Below are 23,388 nucleotides of genomic sequence, written 5' to 3' on the forward strand. Positions count from 1 at the left end.
GCTATTTTTTTAGGAATCACTATAAAAATAGCCTTTTAATTTTCACAAAGTAAAAAACCCGGGAAAAAGCGTTGACTCTAGCTCTAAAGTCCCGCTATTATTTCGCTTCCTTAGCGGGAAAACACAAGAAATATTCCTCAGTAGCTCAATGGCAGAGCATTCGGCTGTTAACCGAAGGGTTGTAGGTTCGAGTCCTACCTGAGGAGTTAGAAAAAGCTACTCATTATCTGAGTAGCTTTTTTAGTTTTAAAGCTCTAAATCCCAGGCTCTATCATCCCACCAGTCTTTAGATAAAATATGTTCTATTTCATAATCCAAATAGCTTTTATTTATTGGAAAATTTAACTTTTTAGCAAAAAGCTCATCATAATCTCTAAACATAGCCTTAATTTCATCGCTTACACTTGGTGGGTAAATTTCAAAACAAACAAGCTTATTATCTTCGGAAATAGCAACCAATTGACGGGCTAGGACTTTTCCTTTTTTGTTGCGTGCATAAAGAACTTGTTTATTTATGTCCAAAAGTATTGCAACCGCTGAGTAAGTAAACCCTCCTCCTAATTCTAAACAGCTACCAGAATAAACTCCAAGTTTTAAGACTTCTAAAGGATCTTTTTTCTAAATCAATAGTGATAAGTCCATATTTTTCAGATTCTTGGCTAAATTCTATTCCTGTTTGCCATAAATTTATATTTAACTCTTTGTGGTTTTTTAGCCATTTTTGCGATTCAGAATGATTTAGCAAATAATTTTGATCACCATTTAAGTAAGCTCTAAGAAATCTTTTTAGTGGGCGTTGATTTGAATCTGTATAATAACTAACTTTTAGGGCGTATTCTAAATTTTTATCTATAGTTTTTACTTTATAATTATGACTTAATTTATCAAAAATTAAGTTTTCTAATACATCAAGTTGAGTTCTTAGAAGTTGTTGAAAAAATTGTTGTTTATAATATTCAAATTGTTGCTGTTTTATTTGAGATTGACCATTAAGAAAATCTTTTAACTGTTTTGGAATAGAATTAAAAATTTTTTCATTATTTTTAGTTATGTCTTCAATTATCAAAAAAGCTTCTGCCAAAGCTAAATTAGCAAAATCAGTACTCATTATCTGATGCTGCATAAAACTTTTTATTAAGGAAATTCTTATTTCACCATTAAAGCTACCTAATAATTTAGCTACTTTTAATAGTTTTGTAGAAAAATAACTAAAGCATTTTACTATCCATTCCGGCAACCTTTTCATTAAAGAATAAATACTTAATTGTATTAGAAAGCTAGTATTTTTTGAGTAACAAATTTTTTCTAAGTTTTGAAAACTGGAATTAGGAGCATCAGCAAACATTTTCCTACTATTATCAGAACCAAAATAAATAAAGTATTTAATTATTTGAGCAGTAAAGTAGCTAACATTTTGGCTAAAAGGAGGTCGGCATAAACGGTTAAATAATATATAACTGATTGGTAAAGCTTGGTTTAGTGTTTTTATATCATTTTCATTATCATCCCAAGAATAAAAAGCTTTTAAGTAAGTAATAAATTTTTCCTGATATTTTTCACTTATAGCATACAAAATACTAGTAATTTTACTAGATTCTTGTTTAACAAATTGCCAGTTATCATTTATTTCTTTGTGGTTTTCTAAATAGACTATTTCTAAGTAAAATCTTAAGTATTTTATTGCTATTTCTTTAGATAAATTTTTCCACTTAATTTCTATAAACGTTTCAATAAGACCTTGCATTTCACCGCAAGCACGCCAAATAAGCAAAGGAAATGATTGGTAGTAAATTTCTGTTGATTTGATGTAGTTGGATAATTTTTCAATAAAATTACTAGAAATTTTACTAGTATATTGAGGAAATATTAAAAATTTGTAATCTTTTTCATATTTATTTGCTAGCTTAAACCCTGTCAAAACATAATCTAGGCAAAGATTTTTCTTTATAGCTAAAAGCAAGAAAAACAGTCGTTGGACATATTGTTTGCTATAAGTTAATTTATTAAATTCATCAAAAGTTTCTTTTATTTGTTCATTAACATCTATCCAAAGAACGCCTGTTTTAATAAGTAAAGTAGCAAAAGTGCTTTGGTGTTTTTGACGTTGTTTAGCTACTATTTGACACCACTGTAAAACATTCTCAAAATTTTGACTTAAAACTAATAATCTTACTATAACCATCAATAAATTATTCTTTTTATCTAGTCTTAAATCCCAAAAAATGGTTAGGAATTTTAGTATTTGCTTAAGGTCAGCATTTTTATTAAAGGTAAAATATACTTAATAAATAAAGATGGAAATTTATAATTAGTTTCAATTAGTTTTGGATGAGCAATAATATTAGGATCTATTTTAAACCATATATTTTTATCTATTTTTAATAATTTTTCGCTATGATAGTTAATTTTTATTAATTCCTCTAAAACTTCTGTTTTAAACTTCTCTAATTTCCTTAAAATCAGATAAATATTTTTTTCATCAGACAAATAAGGACATAGATTTATTTCTAGTGTTTGCTTAGCTTTAGGAGGTTTATATTTTGTTCCTTTATAAGCTCTAGGATGTGCAGCAGTAGGTTTAATTATAAGTTCTTCAAAATCCAAATTTAAGATCTCTAATTTATTATTTACTTGGCAAGGATCTATTTGTGTTTCTAATAATATTATTAATATTTGTTTTAAGGTTTCTTTATTTATTATTTTAATATTTTGCAGATAATTCCAAGCATAAATAATATTATTTTTATTTGGTAATAATTTAATACTTATTGACTCTATAGGTGACTCTATAGAGTCATAATAGTTAGTTAATTGGTAAATTATTTCTTTACTTAGATTTTCTAAATTAGGTACAAAATTGTATCTAGTGCGACTTACTAGAACAACTAAATCATTACTTTTTCTGATAATTGTAACTATTTTATCCATAAAAATTCTTCTAACAATCTTATAAAGCTAAAGTTTAAGGTCAAAGTTAGTGCAAAAAAACAGTTTTTAAGCTAAACTAGCTGAAGCATTTTTGACTCATAATAATTAACAATAGCGTTTGTTAGAAATACAACCATCTATATATCTTACAAAAGCCAGTAAACTTGGGGGCAATGCTTATGATAAAAAGAAAAAAACTCATAAGTCTTTCTTTATCGGTAATCTCTTTAGCCATAATATTTTATCTAATAAATGTATTTTCTTTTACAGGTACATTTACTTCTGCTAATTCCTTACTTAAAGCTAACGAATTATTAAAAATTGGGTATTTTAATACAACAAAAGCAAATAATAATTTGTTATTTGTACTTTCTATAAGTCCTGCAACGTTACCAAATGCTACTGTTGGTACGTCTTATAGCCAAATTCTAATAGCTAATGATGGCATGCCTCCTTATGCCTATAGTGTAACTAATGGATCATTACCTAATGGATTAAGTTTAGATCCTGTGTCTGGTGAGATTTCAGGTATACCCACTTCCCCAGGTTTATTTAGTTTTACTGTTCAAGCAAATGATGGTCTTTCAGACACTGGAACAGCAAATTATACTATTAATGTTTTAGATGCAGGCTCTTGTCCACGAATAACAATCAATCCTCCAAGCTTACCTGATGGTTCGGTCGGAACATTTTATAGCCAAAGTTTTACAGCTAGTGGTGGACTTGATCCTTATACATTTTCAATAACTTCTGGAGCATTACCAAATGGTCTTACTTTAGACACTGATGGAAACCTTCTTGGAACCCCTCAAGAATCAGGCTTTTTTAGTTTTACTGTTTTAGCAGAAGATTCTAACGTTCCAGCTATTGCTCCTAAGAGAAACTTCAAGAAAACCAGCAAAATAGGGCCTTTAGCTACTGGTGGTTGTCCAGGTTCACAAAACTATAGCCTTTTTATTAATGAAGCTGGTTGTGGAACAATAACTCTATCACCTACTTCTTTACCCAATGCACCTGTTGGAACGTTTTATAATCAAACTATTACAGCAAGTGGTGGAATAGATCCTTATGACTTTTCTATTGTTGATGGGTTGTTACCTAATGGATTAATATTAGATACTAATGGAAACTTATTTGGTACACCTTTTCAGTTAGGCGTTTTTAACTTTACTGTACAAGCACAAGATTCCAATGTAGGAATACCAGCTATTGCCCCTAATGTATCTAAAAAGAAAAACAAAAAGAATAAGAAAACCACAGATATTGGGCCTTTAGCTGCTGGTGGTTGCATTGGAAGACAAAACTACACTTTAGTTGTAACAGGCGATGCTCTTTGCACAGACCCAAGTTTTTCTGCACCGCAAGTTTTTGATCCAGGTGGCTTAAATCCTCGTGCTGTTGTAGCTGCTGATTTTGATGGAAATGAACTACCTGATTTAGCTGTCATCAATAATAGCAATAGCACTGTTGGTTTATTACTTAGTAATGGTATAGGTTCTTTTAGTCCTGTAACTACATTCCCAACAGGTGGCACAGGAGTAAGAGGATTAGCTGTTGGGAACTTTGATAATGATGGTAGACTAGACCTTGTTGTAGCTAACAATAGTTCTAACAACGTTGGAGTTTTAATAAACAATGGTTTTGGTAGTTTTAATTCGCCATTAACGTTTTCATCTGGTGGTATAGGCCCTGTTTCGGTGGCAACAGCAGATTTTAATGGTGATGAAGTAAGTGACATAGTTGTATCTAACATTACAGACAGCACAATCGGTATTTTGATAGCTAATACTGAAGTAGGGGGTTTTGATGATCCAATAGTAATAAGTTCTGGTGGTAGTACTCCTGTCTCAGTAGTTACATTTGATGTTGATGGAGACCAAGATACAGACATCATAGTTGCTAACCGTAATAGTAATAATTTGGCTTTAATAGAAAACAATGGTGAAGGTTTTAATACACCTGTAGTATTTTCTTCTGGTGGTAATGGCCCTAATTCTGTATCCATTGGTAATTTTAACAGCGATTCTTCTCTAGACTTAGCTGTTGCCAATCAAACTAGTAACAATGTCACTGTGTTATTAAATAATAGTGTTGGTAGCTTTAACGTAGCAACAACATTATCTTCTGGTGGTAGTACAGCTACAGCAGTTGCAGCAGGTGATTTTAATGGAGATTTTATTGATGATTTAGCAGTAACAAACTCTGTTTCTAATACTGTTGGAGTGCTGTTTAATACTGGTATGGGTTCATTTAATCCACCTAGTGTATTTACATCTGGCGGCCTTGGCCCCTCATTTCTTGCAACAGAAGATTTTAACTTAGATTCAAAATTAGACATTACTCTTGTCAACACCTTGATTGATAGCAATTTTAATGGCAGTAATGTAGCGATTCTACTTAATCTTTGTGGTCTTAATTGTACTCCTTTTAGCTTTGATCCTCTAAGTTTACCTAATGGTCAGATTGGCTCATTTTACAACCAGATAATTAGTGTGGATGGTGGTTCATCTCCTTATCAATTTAGTATAAATCCAGGTAATTTACCTCCAGGACTAAACTTTACACCGCTTGATCCTAAACAATTTGGATTTGATGGAATTTTGATTTCTGGAACTCCAACAACTAACGGCGTTTTCAATTTCACTTTACAGGCTACAGATAGCAATTTCTGCACCTCAACACAAAAGTATACAATAGTAATTGGTGATAACTGTCCACCTATCAGTATTTCACCGCTAACTTTACCAAATCCATTACTTAATGTTAATTACTCGCAGCAATTAACTGCAACACCAACAGGAAGTTATGCTTTTTCACTTGTTTCTGGAACTCTTCCAACAGGTTTATCATTAAGTAGTAGTGGGCTTATTTCAGGTATACCTATCACTTCGGGAACTTCTATGTTTACAGTCCAGGCTAGTCTTGATGATAGTAGTTGTATTGGTACACGTAGTTATGTATTAAATGTAGGTGCTGGAGCCGGAAGAATAGGATTTTCAGTAAATAGTTTTACAGTAACAGAAGGAAGTATAGCAACAATAACAGTAGTAAGAACAAATGGAGGAGTAGGAACAGTATCAGTAAATTACTCTACTGTAAATGGAACAGCTAGGTCAGGAGTTGATTATGTAAATTCTGCTGGAACAATAACTTTTGGCAATGGTGATATGTCACCTAAGACTTTTACTGTGCAAACACTTCCAGATAATGTTTCAGAAAGTAATAAAACTATTCTGCTTTCTCTTGGCAATCCTACAGGAGGAGCAGAGCTAAATTTAACGACAGCTACATTAAACGTTATAGAAAGAGATGCACCGCGTCCAGGAAGATTTGCTTTTTCTCAAACTGCATACTCAGTGAATGAAACTGGAGGTGCTGTCACCATTAATGTCAACCGCTTGGATGGCGGCAATATTTCTGCTTCTGTTAATTTTTCTACCTCTGCTGGTGCTAATGCTCGTGCTGGTTCTAATTATATGGAAACTAGCGGCACTTTAACCTTTGCTCCTGGTTCAGTTAGCCAATCCTTTAATATTCCTATCTTTAATGATCGTCAGCCGGGCCAAGATAAAATTGTTAATCTTCGTCTCTCTGAAGCTACTAATGGTGCCATTATTAGCGGTGGTACTGCTAGTCTTACCATTATTGAGTCTACTCCTCCTGTTCCTCCTGCTGTCTTGCAAACTGTTAATAGAGTTGAGTTTGACTCTGTTAATATTGGTGAAATGGCTACACGTACTATTACTATTCGTAATGTTGGAGGTCAAGATTTAACCTTTAATAATCCTGATATTAGCGGTAATGATATTACTTTGCTTACTCCTCCTCGTACTACTAGACTTGGTGCTAATGAATCTACTAGCTTTGAAGTTCAATTTAGCCCTAAGCCTGGTAGTTTAGGTGATGTTACTGGAAATATAACTATTAGTAGTAATGCAGGTATAACACGAATTCCAGTTACAGCACGTAGCATAGATATGATTGCCCCTAGTGTTAAGTTTACGGCTCCTATGGGAGGAGAACTGCTTAGAGCAGGAGGACAATTAAGAATCCGCTATGATGCAGAAGATAATGATGCACTAAGTGATTTTACTGTATCTTTTATTGCAACAACTAGCAGTACTTCTAAATCTATTAACCCAAATGCAACTGGTGCAAGTAGTGGAGATATTGGAAGGTTGGATAACACTTTTAGAGAAGTAATCTGGAATATACCGGGTGACTTAAGCTCTTCTACAGTAAGAATAATGATTAGAGCAAGAGATAGAGCAGGAAATATAGTAAATGTAGGAAGTGGACAATTTAGCGTACAACGACCAAGTACACCAACCCCAGTGCTACAAACAATAGTAAGATTTACCCCAGTTCCAGATGGAGTAATAGCTCCACCAATGAATGTAACAGCAGATGCAACAGAGATTAAAGATGGGACAATAACAAGACCACCAGACCCAGTATTGCTTGTAAATGTTACATTTGACCCACCACCAGTTAATCAACTTTTACCACCTCAAAATGTGAGGGTAAAAGCAGGAGAGTTAACAACAAATGGAATAGGTCAAATAGCAAATATAAAGCGTGGAATAATGCCAAAAGCAGAAGGGGATTTAGTATTAGCAGGATTTAATGTTTATAGAGTACCACAACCAGAAGATGGAACAATGCCAAATGTAGATTTAATAGTAGATCCTGAAAATTTAGTAGCAACATTGCCAGCAGATGCAACAGGATTTATGGATATGGTGCCAACAGGAGAAAGTAATAATTTTAGTTACAGCGTAACAAGTTTCTTTGGAAATGGACAAATGAGCGGAGGCTCTCAACCAATGGGGACAAACTTACCAGTAATTAAAAACCCAATATTTACAACAGGAACGGTATTTTTAGAGGCAGCAGGCTCATTTATAAAACCAGGAGCAATGTTAATAATAAATGATACTGATACATTTGTACTGCAATTTGATAATGAGGCAACACGCTTTACAGTACCTAAAAAACAAAGAAGTAATGGAAGAAGTTTAACAATAAAGAGAATAATAACAAAAACAGCGATAGTTAAACTAATAGTTAAAAATACAGATGGAAATACATCTGTAGGGGTAATGTTTAATAGAAAAGGTATAGTACAAAGTAGGAAAGCAGATAGAAGTGATGATAGGCAAATAAAGCCACAAGCAGACACTCCAATGTTAGTAGGGTATAATATCTATAGAACATTACAACCAACAGATGGAAGAATGTTAAGCCCAGAAGAGATAATAAAGCCAGAAAACTTGGTTGGATCAATACCAGGAAATATGAATAGCTTTACAGATACACCATCAACAGGACAAGGAGGAAACTTTAGCTATAGTGTAACAAGCTTCTTTGGAAACGGGCAAATGAGCGGAGGTTCACAACCAGCAAATACAGATTTACCAATAATAAAAAGCCCAAGATTTGATGGAAAGTTATTCTTTATAGATGCAGCTGGTTCATTTATCAAACCAAAAGCAACTTTAATCATTAACGATACAGAAAGCTATCCTTTAGAGTTTGACACAGAAGCTACACGTTTTACTACTAATGATAAAAAGGGTGATCCTTCTAATCTAGCTATTGATAAGTTTATCAAGAAGGGTGACACTGTTCGTCTTATTGTTAGAAATCCTGATGGTAAAATTTCTGTTGGCGTTACTTTTACTAGAAGGTAATAAGCTTTTAATTAAAATAAAAATAGCCAAGTGAATGTTCACTTGGCTATTTTTATTTTAAGCAAAAAACAAAGCCCAAAAACAAGTGTTTTTGGGCTTTAGCTTTACAAAAAGATTTACTAAATTTAGTTAGTTACACCATCTAAACAAGCTTTAGCAACTCTGAATTTCACTACAGTTTTGGCAGGGATAAGCTTCTTTTGTCTATTTTGAGGATTGATACCCATTCTTTCAGAACGGACAGCCTTCAAAAATTTACCAACATTAGGAAGAACAAATCCACCACTGTTCTTGATTTCAGAAACAATCAAGTTAGAAAGTTCATCTAGCATTTCTTGTGCATTTTTACGAGTGACATTAAATTTAGTGGCAAAATGACCAACAAGTTGTTCTTTAGTCATTAATTTAAGTTTTGGAGCAGGGGCTTTGGCATCTTTTGCAGCTTTAGCAGCAGGTGCTTTGGTTGCTTTGCTTTTAGCTGTAGTTTTACTTGCTTTAGTCTCTGCTGCTTTAGTTGTTTTTTGCGGCAGGTTTTGGATCTGAAGTTGCTTTTGATTTGCTTGCCATTGATTTTCTCCATTGCAGGATTTAGATTTTGGATAAGTATTATGGTTTCTGGAATTTACCACAAAACTTATAATAGTAAAATAAATCTTTTAGGCTTGATCTGCCTTTTAATAAAGGGGTTTCCTATAACTACTAGTAAAATAAGTAGTTATATTTTTTTATTTTTATAATATTTTTTTATTTTTATTCATTAAAACCATATTTTTGATCAGATCAAGAAGCGTCAACTAGCCTATACACTAGGCTAAGAATAGTTTTACACTACTAATTGAGGTGAAAAATTATAGTAGCACAAGCTTAATAATCTTACTATATATAGTATCTTTGTAAGATTAAGTTTTATTAACTACATCTATTGCTAAATAAAAAATCAGCAAATAAAAACAATAGCAAAATTTTTATCAAGTTTTTTTTCTTAATTAAAGAAAAGAAGAAATTTTTATAAGAAAAATCAAATATTTTTTCTTGTCCAAAGTGTTAAAATAGGAAAACCAAAAAATAGCTTAAAAGTTCTTAGCAGGTATTAAAATCAATGAATCAGTTAGCACTTCTTATTCCTGAAAATGCAGCTATCAAGAAATTTTCTCGTCCAATCCGAGTTTTAGGTATTGACCTTGGAACAACTAATTCTGCTGTAGCAGAAATTATTTGGGATAGTAGCGAACATAGCCCAATAAATATTCGCTGCTTAGATGTTATACAAAATACACCTGAAGGTGATTATTCACATGTTTTAGTACCATCAATGGTTACATTTTATGAGGGTCAAGTAATTGTAGGCGAAGGAGCTAAACGACTCCGTGCAAGAGCTTCTGAGCTAAACTTAAAACAAAATCAAAATCTTTTTTATGAATGTAAAAATGATATTGGTATTATGAGAACCTATCATATGGCCCCAGAAGGTTTTCGCTCTGCCGCCGAAATTGGAGGACATGTCTTAGATTTTTTACACGCAGCAGCATTAGAAGAAAACGATGCGAATGTTAGTCGGGTAGTAGTAACAGTGCCTGCATCTTTTCAGGCTGCACAACGTCATGACACACTACTTGCAGCAGAACTTGCAAATTTACAATTAACTGGTGGAGATCTTTTAGACGAGCCTATTGCTGCATTTCTTGACTATTTAATCACCTATCGAGAAACTTTTATTAAAGATTCTACAGAAGCCAAAAGCTTAATAGTTTTTGACTTTGGTGGTGGAACTTGTGATGTAGCTATTTTTCGGTTGCAAATGCCAAATCGTAGTCGTAGATTGCAAATCTCTCCGCTAGCAGTTTCCCGCTACCATCGCTTAGGAGGCGGAGATATTGATGCTGCAATTGTCTATGATGTGTTAATCCCTCAATTGATTAAAGAAAACAACTTGTCTCAGTTTGATTTAAGTTTTGAAGATAAGAAAAAATTTTTAGAGCCTGCTCTATTAGGTGTAGCTGAATCACTAAAAATAGGTCTTTGTCAAGAAATTGTTCAATTACAACAATTTGGCAAATATGATTCCTCTAATAAAACTCAAATTCTTAAACAACAACCAGGTCTTTTTACTTTTAAGGTAAAAAATCGAACTCTTAATTTACAATCTCCAAAACTAACAGCTAGCCAATTAGAAGAAATCCTAAAGCCTTTTTAGACCAAGACTTACTTTATGCTCGTGAAACTGAATATAGAATGTCTTGTTCTATATTTGCTCCCTTACAAGATGCTCTAGACCGTAGTAACTTAACGTCTAAACAAGTGGACTACTGTTTACTTGTTGGTGGCAGTAGTTTAATCCCTCAAGTTGTACAGGCTGTAGGGAAATACTTTCCAAAAGCTAAATTAATGACTTATTCAGATAATAATCAGGTACAAACAGCTATTGCCCGTGGAGCGGCTTTTCATGCACTAGTATTAACACTTTATGGTAAGCCATTAATCCAGCCAGTATGTCATGATGCTATTTCTATTCGTGCAGAGTCTGGACTAGTTGAATTAATTCCCAAAGGGGCAGAACTTCCCTATCCATCGGATACAAACTATGCCCGTTGCTATTCGCTAGCAGTACCAGAAACGACATCTTTTTCCTCAGTAGATTTAAGAGTAGAAATTGTTGGAGGGGATGACGAAAGAAAACTATTTAGCCAAATTTGGCAAATTCCTGGCCCAGTTAAAAAAGGTGATCCACTCTGTTTAGAATATCGCTTTGATGAAAACCAAGTTTTAGACTTACGTATGAAACTAGCCAATAGTGATGACTACACAGAGCCTTTTACTGCCAAAATAGAAAACCCTCTTACAAATGTAGTAAATCCTCAAAGCAGACGACTTAAAATTGATGAAATAGAAGAAGATCTTCGCAATAAAAAATACCCTGCTTCACGTGTCCCAGAAAAATTAGTCGAGTTGGCAGAAAACTATGTTGAACTTGGTCAAAGAGAAAAAGCAATTGATTACTTAAAGAAAGCTCTACAAGGAAAACATGGTGTAGACGCTAGTATTTTAAATAAAATGGGAATCTATTTTGGAGAGCTAGGAGATTATGATAGAGAAGAAAAGTTTTATAAAGAAGCTACAGCAGCATCTCCATTTTGGAGTACACCTTGGTTTAACCTAGCACTAGCTCAAAAGAAGCGTAAACGATACTCAGAAGCTATTGAATCACTAGAAAAAGCTTTTTCTATTCGTCGCGAAGGCCCCTACCTTATACTTGCGGCCCAGGTAGCGGATGCTTGTCATAAGGTTTCTGACCGTGATAAATACTTAAAAGAAGCTTTTGATTCTTTTGCCTCTGTAGCTACCCTAGATGATTGGGAATTAGGCTGGATTTTAGCTGGAGCAAGATTAGCAAACAAAACTGAACTTATAGAAGAAATTCAAGCCGAGCAAAAACGACGTAAAGAACGTAGAGAATTAGTAATAGAAAGAGGAGTGTTACCTATTATTACTCCTGGACTACAAAAGGTTTCTGAATGACAACAGTATTAGTAGCTAAATCTGAGCTTACTCCAGCACAACAAAGAGTAATAGAAATGAGTGCCACAGAAAACCGTGTGGTTTTTGGTGTTGTAGGCACAGGTAAAACTCAATTATTGCTTCACCGGGCCCGCTACCTTTCTGATAGTCTAAAAGTGCCTTCTAATCGCTACCATATCTTTGTCCAAAATAATATTATGAAAGGTTACTTACGTTCTGCTCTTTCATTGCTAAATATTCCTGATACCTCACTTTCTGCTTTTAATTCCTGGTGTTTAAGCTTTTACCGCTATCATATAAATACAATAATTCCTCAAAAAGAAGATTCTAGCCCTAATTTTGAGTTAATTCATAAGAATATACTAAGTAAAATTCGATATGATAACAATTCCTCCTTTTTTGATAATATTTTCCAATCTATTTGGGGAATGGTTAAAAATAGCACTATTAATGTACCAATATATGATTTTATTTTAGTTGATGATGGTAGCGAGCTAGATAATGTTTCATTAGATATTATTTGTGCTATTTCTAAACATGTCACTGTAGTTGCAGATGATAAGCATCAAGTAAGAGAAAACGGTTTAACTAGTACAGAAATGCTAATTAAACTACGTCAACGCTATTCCTTACACTTAAATGGTGCTTTTCGATGTTCTCCTTATATTATCAATCTAGCAGCACAATTTATTGATGATGTTGAACTACGTAAAGCTTATTTACAAGAAGCAAAAACACCTGAAAGAGAAAAAGAAAAACCTGTGCTTTATTATGCAGCTAATCCACAAGATGAAAAAAATAAACTAATAGAAGTAATTCGCTCCCGGTTAATAAAGGGAGAAAGCATTGCTATATTACTTTATCATCAAAAACAGCTACCTCATTTTGCTGAACTGCTTAAAGATCCTCGGATAGAAACAAAAGTAATTTTATCAGACATTCGCACTGATGGAAGTCAAAATAAGCAAGATTTTAGTAATGATTGTCCTAAGTTAATTAGCTTTCAAGATGCACAAGGGACGACTTTTGACACAATAATAATTCCACAATTAGTAACAGAAGCTTTTCCAAATATTAGCCAAGTTCAGTTACAAAAAATACTTTTTTCAGCTATTACTAGGGCAACCAAATGGGTATTTCTTAGTACCCTCAATGTTGAGCCTTTACCCTTACTAAAAAGAATAGCTCCATTAAAAGAGGAAGGGTTATTAAATATACAAACCTTTACTCCTCGTCGAATGGTAAAGAAATTTTCGCCTCCTACTATTGCAGTAGGTGAAACAGATGACTTAATAGATTTGTTATAAAAAGCTTAAAATTTATGAAACAACCTAAAGAACCTTTAGATAAAAAACTAGTAAAATGGTTTGGTTATGTACCTATTTGTATTATTAGTGGAGCTATTTTAGCACTTCTAATTAAACTAATTATTTACATAGTATCTTATACAGATACATCAGTTGACATAATTACACAGCTAGATCTTAATTATGAGTTTTTTAAGGCACATATAAAATTAGCTGCTAATTCAACTATACTTTCAGGAGTTATAGTAGGTTTAGCTATAAGTTTAATAACTCCTAAAATTAAACCAGCTTTTTTACGTGTACTTATAAATATTGCCATTGGAGCAATTCTAGCATTAGTCTCAGAACTTGTTTATAAAGCAATAATGCAAGCTAGTTTTAGTAATGCGTTAGATTATTTGAAATTTTTCTATCAACAAATAGTAATAACTGGTATTCTTGTAGGATTATTAATCTCTTCCCTCTCATTGCCTGAAACTAAGAATTAATCTACTAAGGAGTCATTTTATGGATCGAAGAAAATTTATTAAAAGTACTGTACTAGCAGGGGCAGCTAGTATGATAGGTTGTAGTCAAGATAAAGCAGTAGATGATGCAAAAATTTTTGCTCCTCCAGCAGAAAGTATTCCTACAAATACCCTAACAGGAAAGGTAGTTCCAACAGCAGTCTTAGGTAAAACAGGAGTTACTGTACCTATTCTTTCGCATGGTGGTGGTTATGAATTAAACAATGTTATGGTAGCACGTGCTTTTGAACTAGGAATTAATTATTTTGATGTTGCAGATTGTTATCTTAATGGTCAAAGCGAAGTTATTTTAGGTAAAGTTTTAGAAAAACAAGGTAAACGTAAAGATGCTTTTATTGTTACTAAAAACCATCCAAAACAACCCAAAGATTTGTTAGTGATGGTTGATCAAAGATTAGAATCTCTCAGAACAGATTATTTAGACCTTTATTTTATGCACCAATTAGGTGATGGCGAATATCCTAAAGAATGTGTTGACTGGCCTAAGAGCCAAGAATTAAAAGAAGTTGTAGAAACACTAAAAAAACAAAAGAAAATAAAATTCTTTGGATTTTCTTGTCATGCTGGAATTTTACCTCAAGCAATGGAAGCAGCCGCAGAAGGTGGTTTTGTTGATGCAATCATGCTTCGTTATAACTTCCGTACAGTTAATAGTGATGAACTTAACCGAGCAATTGATAAAGCTAAAAAAGCCAATATTGGGTTAATTGCAATGAAAACTCAAGGTGGACGTGTTTCTTTTGAAGATAAAGCTAATCCATTCCAAGAAAAAGGTTTTACTAAAGAACAGTCAACTTTGAAAGCTGTTTGGTCAGATGGAAGAATGGATACAATTGTTTCTGCAATGCCTTCCATTCAACTTGTCCAAACAAATGCAATGGCTGCAATAGAAAACAAAATTAGTGCTGTAGAACGCCAACTTTTAGATGAATATGCTAAAGCTACTAATCACTTAGTTTGTCATGGTTGTGATCATCTTTGCTCTTCACAAGTTAATAGTCCTGTTCGTATCGGCGATACACTACGCTATTTAATGTATCATGACAATTATGGGGAAGCTCAAAGAGCAAGAGATTTATACTCTCAATTACCTCCAATGGCAAGAGAAGCTATTTTTAATACTGACTATAAACAAGCTGAGGCTATTTGCCCTCATAATTTAGAAATTGGTAAAATGATGCTTCAAGCAGCCAAAAAGCTAGCTTAAAAATTTTTGCAAAATCTCCGCTAACTATTTAGATAGTGAGCCTGCAACAAAAGAAAAGCCCCAAATTTGGGGCTTTTCTTTATATAAATTAACAATTTAAGTTTTGTTTTAAGCAGCATCAGTAAGTTTTTCAGCTTTAGTTACTTTTTTACTTTTCTTTGGTGTAACTACTTCAATGAATTTTCCGAAAGTGCCATCAGCACTACGTTCAATTAAATATTTACGACCACGACGGATCATATATGTTTTTTTAGACTTGCTTGCCATTTTGGTGACTCCTTAATTTGGTAAATTATGTAAACATAGATGGATATTTAATTTATTAAGTTGCACCAAATAAGCAAGCAAATTACAAATCATTAAATTACTAGACTTTAGGCTCTATTACCCGCATATATTTTTTATAAAATAGATCTCTTTTGCTTTTACAATAGCAAATAAAAATAGCTTAAAAACTTCTCTTCTTACAATTTGTTACTAACTCCATTTCTAAAACTGCTTCTGTAGCATGTAAATCTGCTTTTACTTCATTTATTTGATCTTCTAAGATAGTTACCTGTTTTTGTAACCGTAAATTCCGCTCTTTAAGGATTGAAATACAGGCCCAAGCGTTATGCCCATTAGGATTACTAGTAAAACTGCCACAATTAGGACAAAGCATTTTTCTTCTCCTAAAAAGTTAATATTCTTTTTTCTTAAAAGGTATAATTTTTAATTTGTTAAATAAATTGCTAATTGTTTCAATACTAGCAGCATTGTTAATATCAAAAAACCAAAATTTTTCTAAATCCCCTCTATTCATACCCATTTGAGACGTACCTTGTGACTTATGTTCTGCTAACAGCCAATTAGAAATAATCTTATAGTTTAAGTTATCTTTATAGCCAAATTTTTGTGTTCTATCAAAAACAAAAATAGGTGCGTCCTTTTTAATTTTTGTTATTGGATAATCTGTAAGTCCTACATAATCCTTTAATAAATCGCTGTCTTTATCCATTAATGATGCACCTAAAACTACAGGCTTCTTTTTTATATCCAGACTTTTTACTACCTCTAAAGTTAAAATTGTTGCCCCTTTATGATGTCCATGTGTATCAATTGTAGGAAGTACAGTAAAAATATAGTCATATTCTCCATTAGTAATAATTTCTGCTAAACGTTTTTTAATTAACTCTATATCCCAAATACCTTGAAATACTTCTTTAACATCTTGAGTATATTTATGATCTTTTTGTTCTAAAAAATAATAATTTCTTAAACCAATAACTTTTCCTGCATTTATCATTTCTTTTTTTCTTATTGTAGGTAAATATTCCCGTCCTATTTTTTCTTCTGTAAGCTCTACACCATAAATTTCTTCTGCTAAAGTAGAGTATTTATAACCACCTTCCCCATTAGTAACAATAGCAATATCAACTTTTCCTTTTAAGTCATGAGTAATTTTATAAATTGTTACGGCAAAAATACTTTCATCATCAGGATGAGCAGTAACAATTAGGGCTTTAATGTTATTTTCTGTTTGTTGGGCAAAGCTTAAGCTTGGAAAAAAACTGATTAATAGAAAAACTACTAGTAGCACCAAAGAAAATTTAATTTTATTTAACATATTTTTAACCTAATACTAATTAATTACGTTACTTATTTGATATATAAATTAGATTTAGCAAGTCAAAGTAAATCAAGATTATTTACTATTTAGCTAGCTTTTTACCAGTAGTTTTTGGATAAGATGCCTTAGAAAAAATATCTTTTAAGACTAATCAAACCAATACTTGTGTTAAAACAGTTGTTGCTAGATAATGTCAAGACTAATCGATAATTTAGCCAAAGAAGTTTATTTATGCTATTAGAAAAAGCTATTAATGCACATAGAGGGAAAGTTATATGGGAAAATATTTCTTATATAACTGCTAATCTTCGCATTAAAGGTAATATTTTGGCTACTCGCTTTAAGTCTCCTGTAATTCGTAATTTAACAGTAAAAATAAATTGTAAACAAGTACATACAGAAATAACCCCTTTTCCTAAAACAGGGTTTAAAGGTGTATTTACTAGCAAATATGTGCAGATAGAAGATTTAGAACAAAATATTAAAGAAAAACAATCTCTTAACCAGCTTTTTAATGGTAAAACCAAATTACCTGTAATTTGGAATGATCTACATGTTTTATATTTTTTTGGTTATGCGTTTTGGAATTATCTAATGACCCCTTATTTATTTCTTTGGCCTGGCTTTAGTCATCAAGAAATAGGTATTTGGCAAGAAAAAAATGGTAGTATCTGGCATAAACTTTTAGTTAATTTTCCTGATAATATTCCTACACATTCAAAACAGCAAGTTTTTTATTTTGATGAATCTGCTTTGCTACAACGCTTAGACTATACAGCAGAAATATTTGGTTCTTTTACAAAAGGCGCACATTATTGTTTTGAACATAAAGAATTTGATGGACTAAGTTTTCCTACTTATCGAAAAGTATTTACTAGGCTGCCTAATAATCAGCCATTAAAACTTTTTGGTGTTATGGAAGGGTGGATAGATAAAATTACAGCAGATTTTGATAATCAACTTATCTTAAAAAATTATAAGTAGGAAAATTACAGAGGATTTACAAAAAAGAAGGGTTATAGCCATAGATAAATGGCAAAGCTATAAAAGACAAGTATTTATTACCGTTTTGGCAAGTGGGCAAAGTGCTTATCCTTAACTAGAGAAAAATCCCTTTGAGAGAAAAGAGCATTTTGGAGCAAAAAACCCTGCTCCAGAAGTCCTTTTTCCCAAAAGTAGTAGCTATTTTAGCCACTACCTTTCTTTAATTCCACTAGCACTTGTTTAGCAACAGCTTTTAGTGTGTCAAAAACGCCTACCCCTTTATAAGCTACTGCCTCAAAAACCGGCTCGCCTTTGCGCATTAGCTCACGCTTCAACTCATCCATTGATATTACATTAGGTAAATCACGTTTATTAAGTTGAAGTACATAAGGTATTTTCATTAAATCATACCCTTGGGCCTAAGGTTATTTTCTAAGTTCCAAAGAGATTCAATATTAGCGTCCATACGTTCCATTTGACTATCAGCCACAAAAACTACTCCATCAACGCCTTTTAGGATTAACTTACGAGAAGCATCATAGAAGACTTGTCCAGGTACAGTATAGAGATGGAAGCGAGTCTTAAAACCTCGTACTGTTCCTAGTTCTAATGGGAGAAAGTCAAAAAAGAGTGTCCGATCAGTTTCGGTTGCCAAACTGATAAGTTTACCTTTAGCCTGTGGTGCAGTAGTATCATAGATATACTGCAAATTGGTAGTTTTGCCACCTAGACCAGGGCCATAATAGACGATTTTACAATTAATTTCCCGAGAAGCGTAGTTTATGAATGTCAAGTTTAGAAACCCTTACTTAAAGATTAGTTTATGGTTTATTGTTATTATGACAGAGCCGCCTTAAGATTATTCACGGAAAAGATTATCAATATCCTCATCCGTAATTTCAGCAAAGGGCGAATCTAGTTCTACACCCTGCTCTTTTTGTTGCTCAACTTTACGTACAATAGACTCAAATACATCTGTTAATTCATTAGAAGCTCTTTTTACACGTAAACGCACTAGTCCTAAACTAGAGCGTTCATCAAAGATTACCACTAAAATAACACGTTGGGCAACAATAGAGATATGTATATTGTCTTTCTCACCTTCGTGTGAAAGTACAGGAAATTCTTTTTCTCCAATCAACCGAGCTAACCCATCTGTAGCAGCAACATTACCCGCTGTTAAAGAAGCTAGAGAAGTAGTATCAATATTACCTATTTCTCCATGTGAAGCTATTTGTTGACCATTCTTATCTACGAGGAAAACCATCTTAGCGTTGGCATCATCACAAAGTTTTGCAATGACGGATTTAATTTGTTGATACTCTGCCTCATACATTACCACAGAATTAGACATTCTAATTTAACCTCAAGATTGAAATGGCAAACAACTTGGCTCAACTTATGAAAAAAAATTATTTGCTAAATTTTTGGTTAGCTTTGGGCTAACTGATTATTTTTGAAAAATTTTATGTTGAAAAACTTTTTCTTAGGTGACGTGAATATATATCACACGCTAAAGCAACCTTTCAAGCCTTTTCTATAAATGCAATCTTGTAATTTCCTGTAAAAGTGTCACCGAAAAGCGGCTAGTTTCTCAAAACCTACCTGTATATAATAACCGTTATATTGGTTATTTGGATAGAGGAAAAAGTCTTATAATTTTAATAATAATCATAACTTGTTAAAATACTTACAAGTCCCATTTAGGAGGCAATAATGGGTTATACAGATAAGTTTGAGGAATGGCGACGTAAAGCACAGGAAAAAGCTAAGGAACTAGAAGAAAAATATAAAATTAAAGATCGCCTTGATGACAGTCTTAAAAATGCTACTGATGCTATGCGTAACAGCGTTGAGACAGTAGAAAACGTTGCTCGCGCTAGTTATGATGCTGTTTCTAACACAGCACAAGCTGCACAGAAAGAAATTGAACGCTTAGATCAAGAACATAAAATTACAGAAAACCTAAAAGATAACCTTAAACAAGCTCGTGAAAGTGCGGAAAATACTTTGCGAGACGGGGCCGAAGTTGCTAGTGAAGTTGTTAAATCCAGTACTGGTACGGCAGAAGAAGTAATTAAAACTGGTACAGAAAAAGCTAGTTCTGTGGCTAGCGATCTAGGTCAAAAAGCTAGTTCTATTGCCGATGAATTAAAAGAAAAAGCTGGTGATAGAGCCAAAGAGTATGGGGAAAAAATTCGTGAAGTTGCTAGTGATTTAGGAGAAAAAGCTAGCTCTGTAGCTGGTGAATATGGAGAAAAAGCTAAAGAAACGGCTAAGGAGTATGGGGAAAAAGCTTGGGAAAAGGCCAAAGATTACCAAGAAAAAGCCAAAGATTATTACCAACACACTAAAGATGCTTATAGCTTTGCTCAGTCTGCTAACCGTGCAGCAGCCTCTATTATGGACACAGTAAATTCAGCAATTAAATGGGCAAAAGAAAACCCTGGCAAAGCTGCATTAACAGGCTTTTCCTTGGTCTTAGGGGCTGGTGTAGGTAGTCAGTTCGCTAAATTTAATGTGATCATACTTGGTCAAAAAGGCCATTGGTTTTTCCGCTCTGCTTTGCTAGCTTATGGCACACGTAAACTATCAGAAAAATACCTTGATTATCTTAGCTCACAAGAAAACTTAATTAAATCTGGTCATTTATCTGAAGCAGAACGTCAACGTGTTGAATTTCAACGAGATGTAACTAAATATGTAGGTGCGCCGCTTTTAGGAACTTTTAATATTGCAGCCGGTGTAGCAATTTGGGCAGAAATCCTTTCTCCAGATCGCATTGTTGGTTTCCCTATTGATATTCTCTTAGGTGGCAACCCTGTTTTAGAAACAGTTTGGCTTTTTTCTAATGGTTTGATCTGCATACATAACGGCTATGAATTTATTATGATGGCTGTTGCAGATGAAAAGGTAGTCCAACAAGTAGTTCGTGATATTAAAGGCTTATTGCCAGGTGAAACCTCTACTACTTAACAAACATGCAAAATTATTAACGAGTAATCTTATAGAGTAATCTACTAGTCTGATTACTCTATATTTTTGCTATAATTCCAAGAATGTTAATAGATTTTAATTTTTTAAGCTCTAAACACGCTATCTTAATTAATTGTATCTAGCTATCTTATCCTAATTGTTGCCAAGATGTTTTTGCTCAAGAGCCTATAATTTTGCTAAAATTGAGCCGCCAAAGTCAACTCCTTGACAAAATTTCGTTTGATCTCTATTAAAAAATTTTATAAAAAAGGAAAAATCCATGAAAGTTTATCTTAAATATACTTTTTGCCTACTATTAGTCTTTGTTTTAGGTTCGTTAACTCTTGTAAGTAATGAAACTTATGCACAAGCTAAATCACGTAAAGCTTCAAGTGCTGGCTCTTCTTGTCTACTATCTTCTTCTAAAGTTTTAGTTTCTCGTAATGGCAAAGATAATGCTGGGGAAGTAGGTGTTTTTAACAACACTTTAGATTCAAATCTAGGTAAAGTTATGGTAGGAAATAACGAAGGCATTGCTCTTGATAGCCGTGGCAATCTTTATCAATGTGGTGATGGAAGTAATGGCCCTGGTGTCCGTATCTTTGCTCGTTTCAGTCAACGTGCAGATAAAACTGGTGTTGAGTTTGATGCAAAACGTGACCGAGAAATCAAAGGCGATAATACAACCTTAAAAAACCCTAAAGGACTTGATATTGATGATGAACACGGACTACTTTTTGTTGCTGAAAATGGTAATGGTACAGTATTAGTATTTAGTGCTGAAGCATCTGGTGATGTTGCTCCTCTAGCAACAATTACTACTTCCGCTAAACCCTGGGATGTTGAATATGATGAAGCATCAGACACTCTTTATGTCGCACTAGTTAATGGTGAAGTAGCTGTCTACAATAGCTTCTATTCTTCAGGCTTTGATACTAATTTAGATCGCACAATTAAACCTGATGGCAGCGTTAATTTACATGGTATTGTTTACGTTCCTGGTAAGGATTTATTGCTACTTTCTGATGTTGGAGATGCAAAAAGCAATAGTGATGGCAAGCTCTTTGTTATCAGACGTGCTTCTAAAGCTAATGGAATTGTTAAAGCTGCTAGAACAATTGAAGGAGATGCAACTAAATTAGGTAATCCTGTAGATATTATTTATGATGGCCGTGACCTTTATGTTGCTGAAAAAGCTAATGATGTGTTGTTAGTTTATAGAAATATTGCTATTGGTGGTAGTGGTAATATTCCAGCTAATGTAACAATCTCTGATACAAAACCAGAAGCTTTAGTTATCTTAAGGTAAATTAATTAGTAATTATTAGTAGTAGCATCAAGCTACTACTACTAATTAACAACCAAATAATTCAATTCTAAATTCTTCTTGAATAATATTTATTTTTGGTTCGCGTCCGCTGCTACGATAAGCTAGCAACCGAATTGCGGGAAGCCCTCCAGAAAAGGTCTTCATTCCATAAGCTGATGACTTAAAAACAGACTTTAGACGAAAATTACTTATATTTGCTGTTCCATAAATTTCTAATCCTTTGCGTATCAACCCGTTAGTAATACAAGGATTGGTAATTTCTATGCGGTTATTATAGATATTTACTTTAATAAATTGTTCCCGTATACAATAATCACGATGAATTAAAGCATTTGTTAAAGCTTCTAAAACAACATTTTTGTTATAGTTAGCACGTCCTTCTATTGGATCACTATTCTTATGTTTACGTAAATTAATACTATCCCATAAATCTACATAACGGCTAATAAAACTTTGGCTTCTTTCATAAAGTGAAGCTAAATTTCCGCTAAATATAACTTTTTCTATTACTGGATCACTTGAACTATCACCAGAGAATCTTTGCAACTGTACACCACTACGAGGGAAAACTTGTGTTAATTGATTGCTATAGCCAAAAAGTAACATTCCGGCCACTGTAGGTATTATTTTGTCAGCGTGTTCTATGGCTAATTGCATATCGCGCATTACTTGAGCCGTTGGATAATTACCGCTTTTATTAAAAAGCTCTCCTTGTAGTTCACGAACATAAGACCAAAGAAAAGCTTCATCTATATGGTCAATTTGAGCATTAAAAAGCGGGATAGACTCATAAGATGTAGGCTTAAAGCGAGCAAAAAGCTGTGTTACTTCTTCGGCACGTGCTTCACGGATAGTAGCACCTTCTCTTAAATAATAGCGATGGTCAAAAGCATAATGTGGAGCGCGTTTATCATTTAATTCTAGGACTATTATTCGTCGGCCATTATCAAAAGCAATTTTATCAATATAGGGCCAGACCTGTGGGGTAATTTGAGTACGACAAATAGTTCTAAGTTCTTCTTCAACCTCTTCTGGATCGTCTAAACCTTCAACATAACGATTATCATTAACACCAAAAATTATTGCTCCACCACCAGAATTAGCTAAAGCTATAATTTCTAAAACTATTTTTTCATTATTAGTAAGTCTAACTTTTAGTTCTAAATAACTATCCTCACCTCCACGAATTAAATTAAGTAAATCTAACTGCTCAAGCCGTGGATAGTCTTCAGTAAAAAGTTTTTCATAAAAAGCCCTTTCGGAAGTAACTTCCCGACGAGAGCGAGGAGACTTAAACTTTTTCCTTGTCAT

General features: G+C 33.3%; 18 protein-coding genes, 1 tRNA gene and 1 pseudogene. 10 read left to right on the plus strand and 10 right to left on the minus strand.

All coding sequences use genetic code 11. The annotated features are described in order from the left end of the window. Positions 1–134 precede the first annotated feature (134 nt). Positions 135–206: transfer RNA gene (locus IPK14_09450), tRNA-Asn, on the plus strand. Between the two features lie 40 nt (positions 207–246). On the opposite strand, the gene IPK14_09455 is transcribed toward IPK14_09450, so the two are convergent. From IPK14_09455 to IPK14_09465, 3 genes are read right to left on the minus strand one after another with little or no spacing between them, the layout of a single operon-like run. Continuing rightward, positions 247–522 (minus strand): hypothetical protein, encoded by a 276-nt coding sequence (locus IPK14_09455; protein ID MBK7993632.1) that lies wholly within the window; start codon positions 520–522, stop codon positions 247–249. 49 nt (positions 523–571) lie between these two features. Beyond that, on the minus strand, positions 572–2,182 hold the full coding sequence (locus IPK14_09460) for a hypothetical protein (protein MBK7993633.1): 1,611 nt from the start codon (positions 2,180–2,182) through the stop codon (positions 572–574). A 53-nt stretch (positions 2,183–2,235) separates the two neighbouring features. Next, positions 2,236–2,928: a hypothetical protein gene (locus tag IPK14_09465; GenBank protein ID MBK7993634.1), complete on the minus strand. Its 693-nt coding sequence runs from the start codon at positions 2,926–2,928 to the stop codon at positions 2,236–2,238. A 179-nt stretch (positions 2,929–3,107) separates the two neighbouring features. Between IPK14_09465 and IPK14_09470 the strand changes: the two genes are divergently transcribed. After that, the gene (locus tag IPK14_09470; GenBank protein MBK7993635.1) at positions 3,108–8,621 is read left to right on the plus strand and encodes a VCBS repeat-containing protein; all 5,514 of its coding nucleotides are present in this window, start codon (positions 3,108–3,110) and stop codon (positions 8,619–8,621) included. A 125-nt stretch (positions 8,622–8,746) separates the two neighbouring features. On the opposite strand, the gene IPK14_09475 is transcribed toward IPK14_09470, so the two are convergent. After that, positions 8,747–9,022 (minus strand): HU family DNA-binding protein, encoded by a 276-nt coding sequence (locus tag IPK14_09475; GenBank protein ID MBK7993636.1) that lies wholly within the window; start codon positions 9,020–9,022, stop codon positions 8,747–8,749. 698 nt (positions 9,023–9,720) lie between these two features. On the opposite strand from IPK14_09475, the gene IPK14_09480 reads away from it, so the two are divergent. The 5 genes from IPK14_09480 to IPK14_09500 are packed head-to-tail and all read left to right on the plus strand — an operon-like array spanning position 9,721 to position 15,178. Next, a complete protein-coding gene (locus tag IPK14_09480; protein ID MBK7993637.1) occupies positions 9,721–10,815 on the plus strand; it encodes an Hsp70 family protein in 1,095 nt (364 codons plus the stop codon). A 38-nt stretch (positions 10,816–10,853) separates the two neighbouring features. Then, positions 10,854–12,137, plus strand: a complete 1,284-nt coding sequence (locus tag IPK14_09485) for a tetratricopeptide repeat protein (protein ID MBK7993638.1) — start codon at positions 10,854–10,856, stop codon at positions 12,135–12,137. Next, a complete protein-coding gene (locus IPK14_09490; GenBank protein MBK7993639.1) occupies positions 12,134–13,444 on the plus strand; it encodes a hypothetical protein in 1,311 nt (436 codons plus the stop codon). Before IPK14_09485 ends, IPK14_09490 begins: the two co-directional genes overlap by 4 nt. A 14-nt stretch (positions 13,445–13,458) precedes the next feature. Then, positions 13,459–13,932, plus strand: a complete 474-nt coding sequence (locus IPK14_09495; GenBank protein MBK7993640.1) for a hypothetical protein — start codon at positions 13,459–13,461, stop codon at positions 13,930–13,932. 19 nt (positions 13,933–13,951) lie between these two features. Then, a complete protein-coding gene (locus IPK14_09500) occupies positions 13,952–15,178 on the plus strand; it encodes an aldo/keto reductase (protein MBK7993641.1) in 1,227 nt (408 codons plus the stop codon). Positions 15,179–15,286: 108 nt separating this feature from the next. Here IPK14_09500 and IPK14_09505 read toward each other — a convergent pair whose 3' ends face one another. From IPK14_09505 to IPK14_09515, 3 genes are all read right to left on the minus strand, one after another. After that, positions 15,287–15,445 carry a hypothetical protein gene (locus IPK14_09505; GenBank protein ID MBK7993642.1) on the minus strand — a complete coding sequence of 53 codons (159 nt, stop codon included), beginning with the start codon at positions 15,443–15,445 and terminating at the stop codon, positions 15,287–15,289. A gap of 181 nt (positions 15,446–15,626) precedes the next feature. Then, entirely contained in the window at positions 15,627–15,839 is a 213-nt protein-coding gene (locus IPK14_09510; GenBank protein ID MBK7993643.1) for a hypothetical protein, read from the minus strand. Positions 15,840–15,857: 18 nt separating this feature from the next. Then, the gene (locus IPK14_09515; GenBank protein MBK7993644.1) at positions 15,858–16,784 is read right to left on the minus strand and encodes a PIG-L family deacetylase; all 927 of its coding nucleotides are present in this window, start codon (positions 16,782–16,784) and stop codon (positions 15,858–15,860) included. 234 nt (positions 16,785–17,018) lie between these two features. On the opposite strand from IPK14_09515, the gene IPK14_09520 reads away from it, so the two are divergent. Beyond that, on the plus strand, positions 17,019–17,771 hold the full coding sequence (locus IPK14_09520) for a hypothetical protein (protein ID MBK7993645.1): 753 nt from the start codon (positions 17,019–17,021) through the stop codon (positions 17,769–17,771). 203 nt (positions 17,772–17,974) lie between these two features. Here the strand turns inward: IPK14_09520 and IPK14_09525 are convergent. Beyond that, a pseudogene (locus IPK14_09525) lies at positions 17,975–18,564 on the minus strand (GTPase domain-containing protein). A gap of 66 nt (positions 18,565–18,630) precedes the next feature. Further along, positions 18,631–19,125, minus strand: a complete 495-nt coding sequence (locus tag IPK14_09530; protein MBK7993646.1) for a roadblock/LC7 domain-containing protein — start codon at positions 19,123–19,125, stop codon at positions 18,631–18,633. A gap of 362 nt (positions 19,126–19,487) precedes the next feature. Between IPK14_09530 and IPK14_09535 the strand changes: the two genes are divergently transcribed. Together IPK14_09535 and IPK14_09540 are read left to right on the plus strand one after the other, a co-directional pair. Beyond that, entirely contained in the window at positions 19,488–20,747 is a 1,260-nt protein-coding gene (locus tag IPK14_09535; protein MBK7993647.1) for a hypothetical protein, read from the plus strand. Between the two features lie 280 nt (positions 20,748–21,027). Continuing rightward, complete coding sequence (locus IPK14_09540; GenBank protein ID MBK7993648.1) at positions 21,028–22,056, plus strand: hypothetical protein; 1,029 nt, start codon at positions 21,028–21,030, stop codon at positions 22,054–22,056. A 45-nt stretch (positions 22,057–22,101) separates the two neighbouring features. Here IPK14_09540 and IPK14_09545 read toward each other — a convergent pair whose 3' ends face one another. Continuing rightward, positions 22,102–23,388, minus strand: coding sequence for a putative DNA binding domain-containing protein (locus IPK14_09545; GenBank protein ID MBK7993649.1), 1,287 nt, complete (start codon positions 23,386–23,388; stop codon positions 22,102–22,104).

Source organism: Blastocatellia bacterium, assembly GCA_016713405.1.
GTDB lineage: Bacteria > Acidobacteriota > Blastocatellia > Chloracidobacteriales > JADJPF01 > JADJPF01.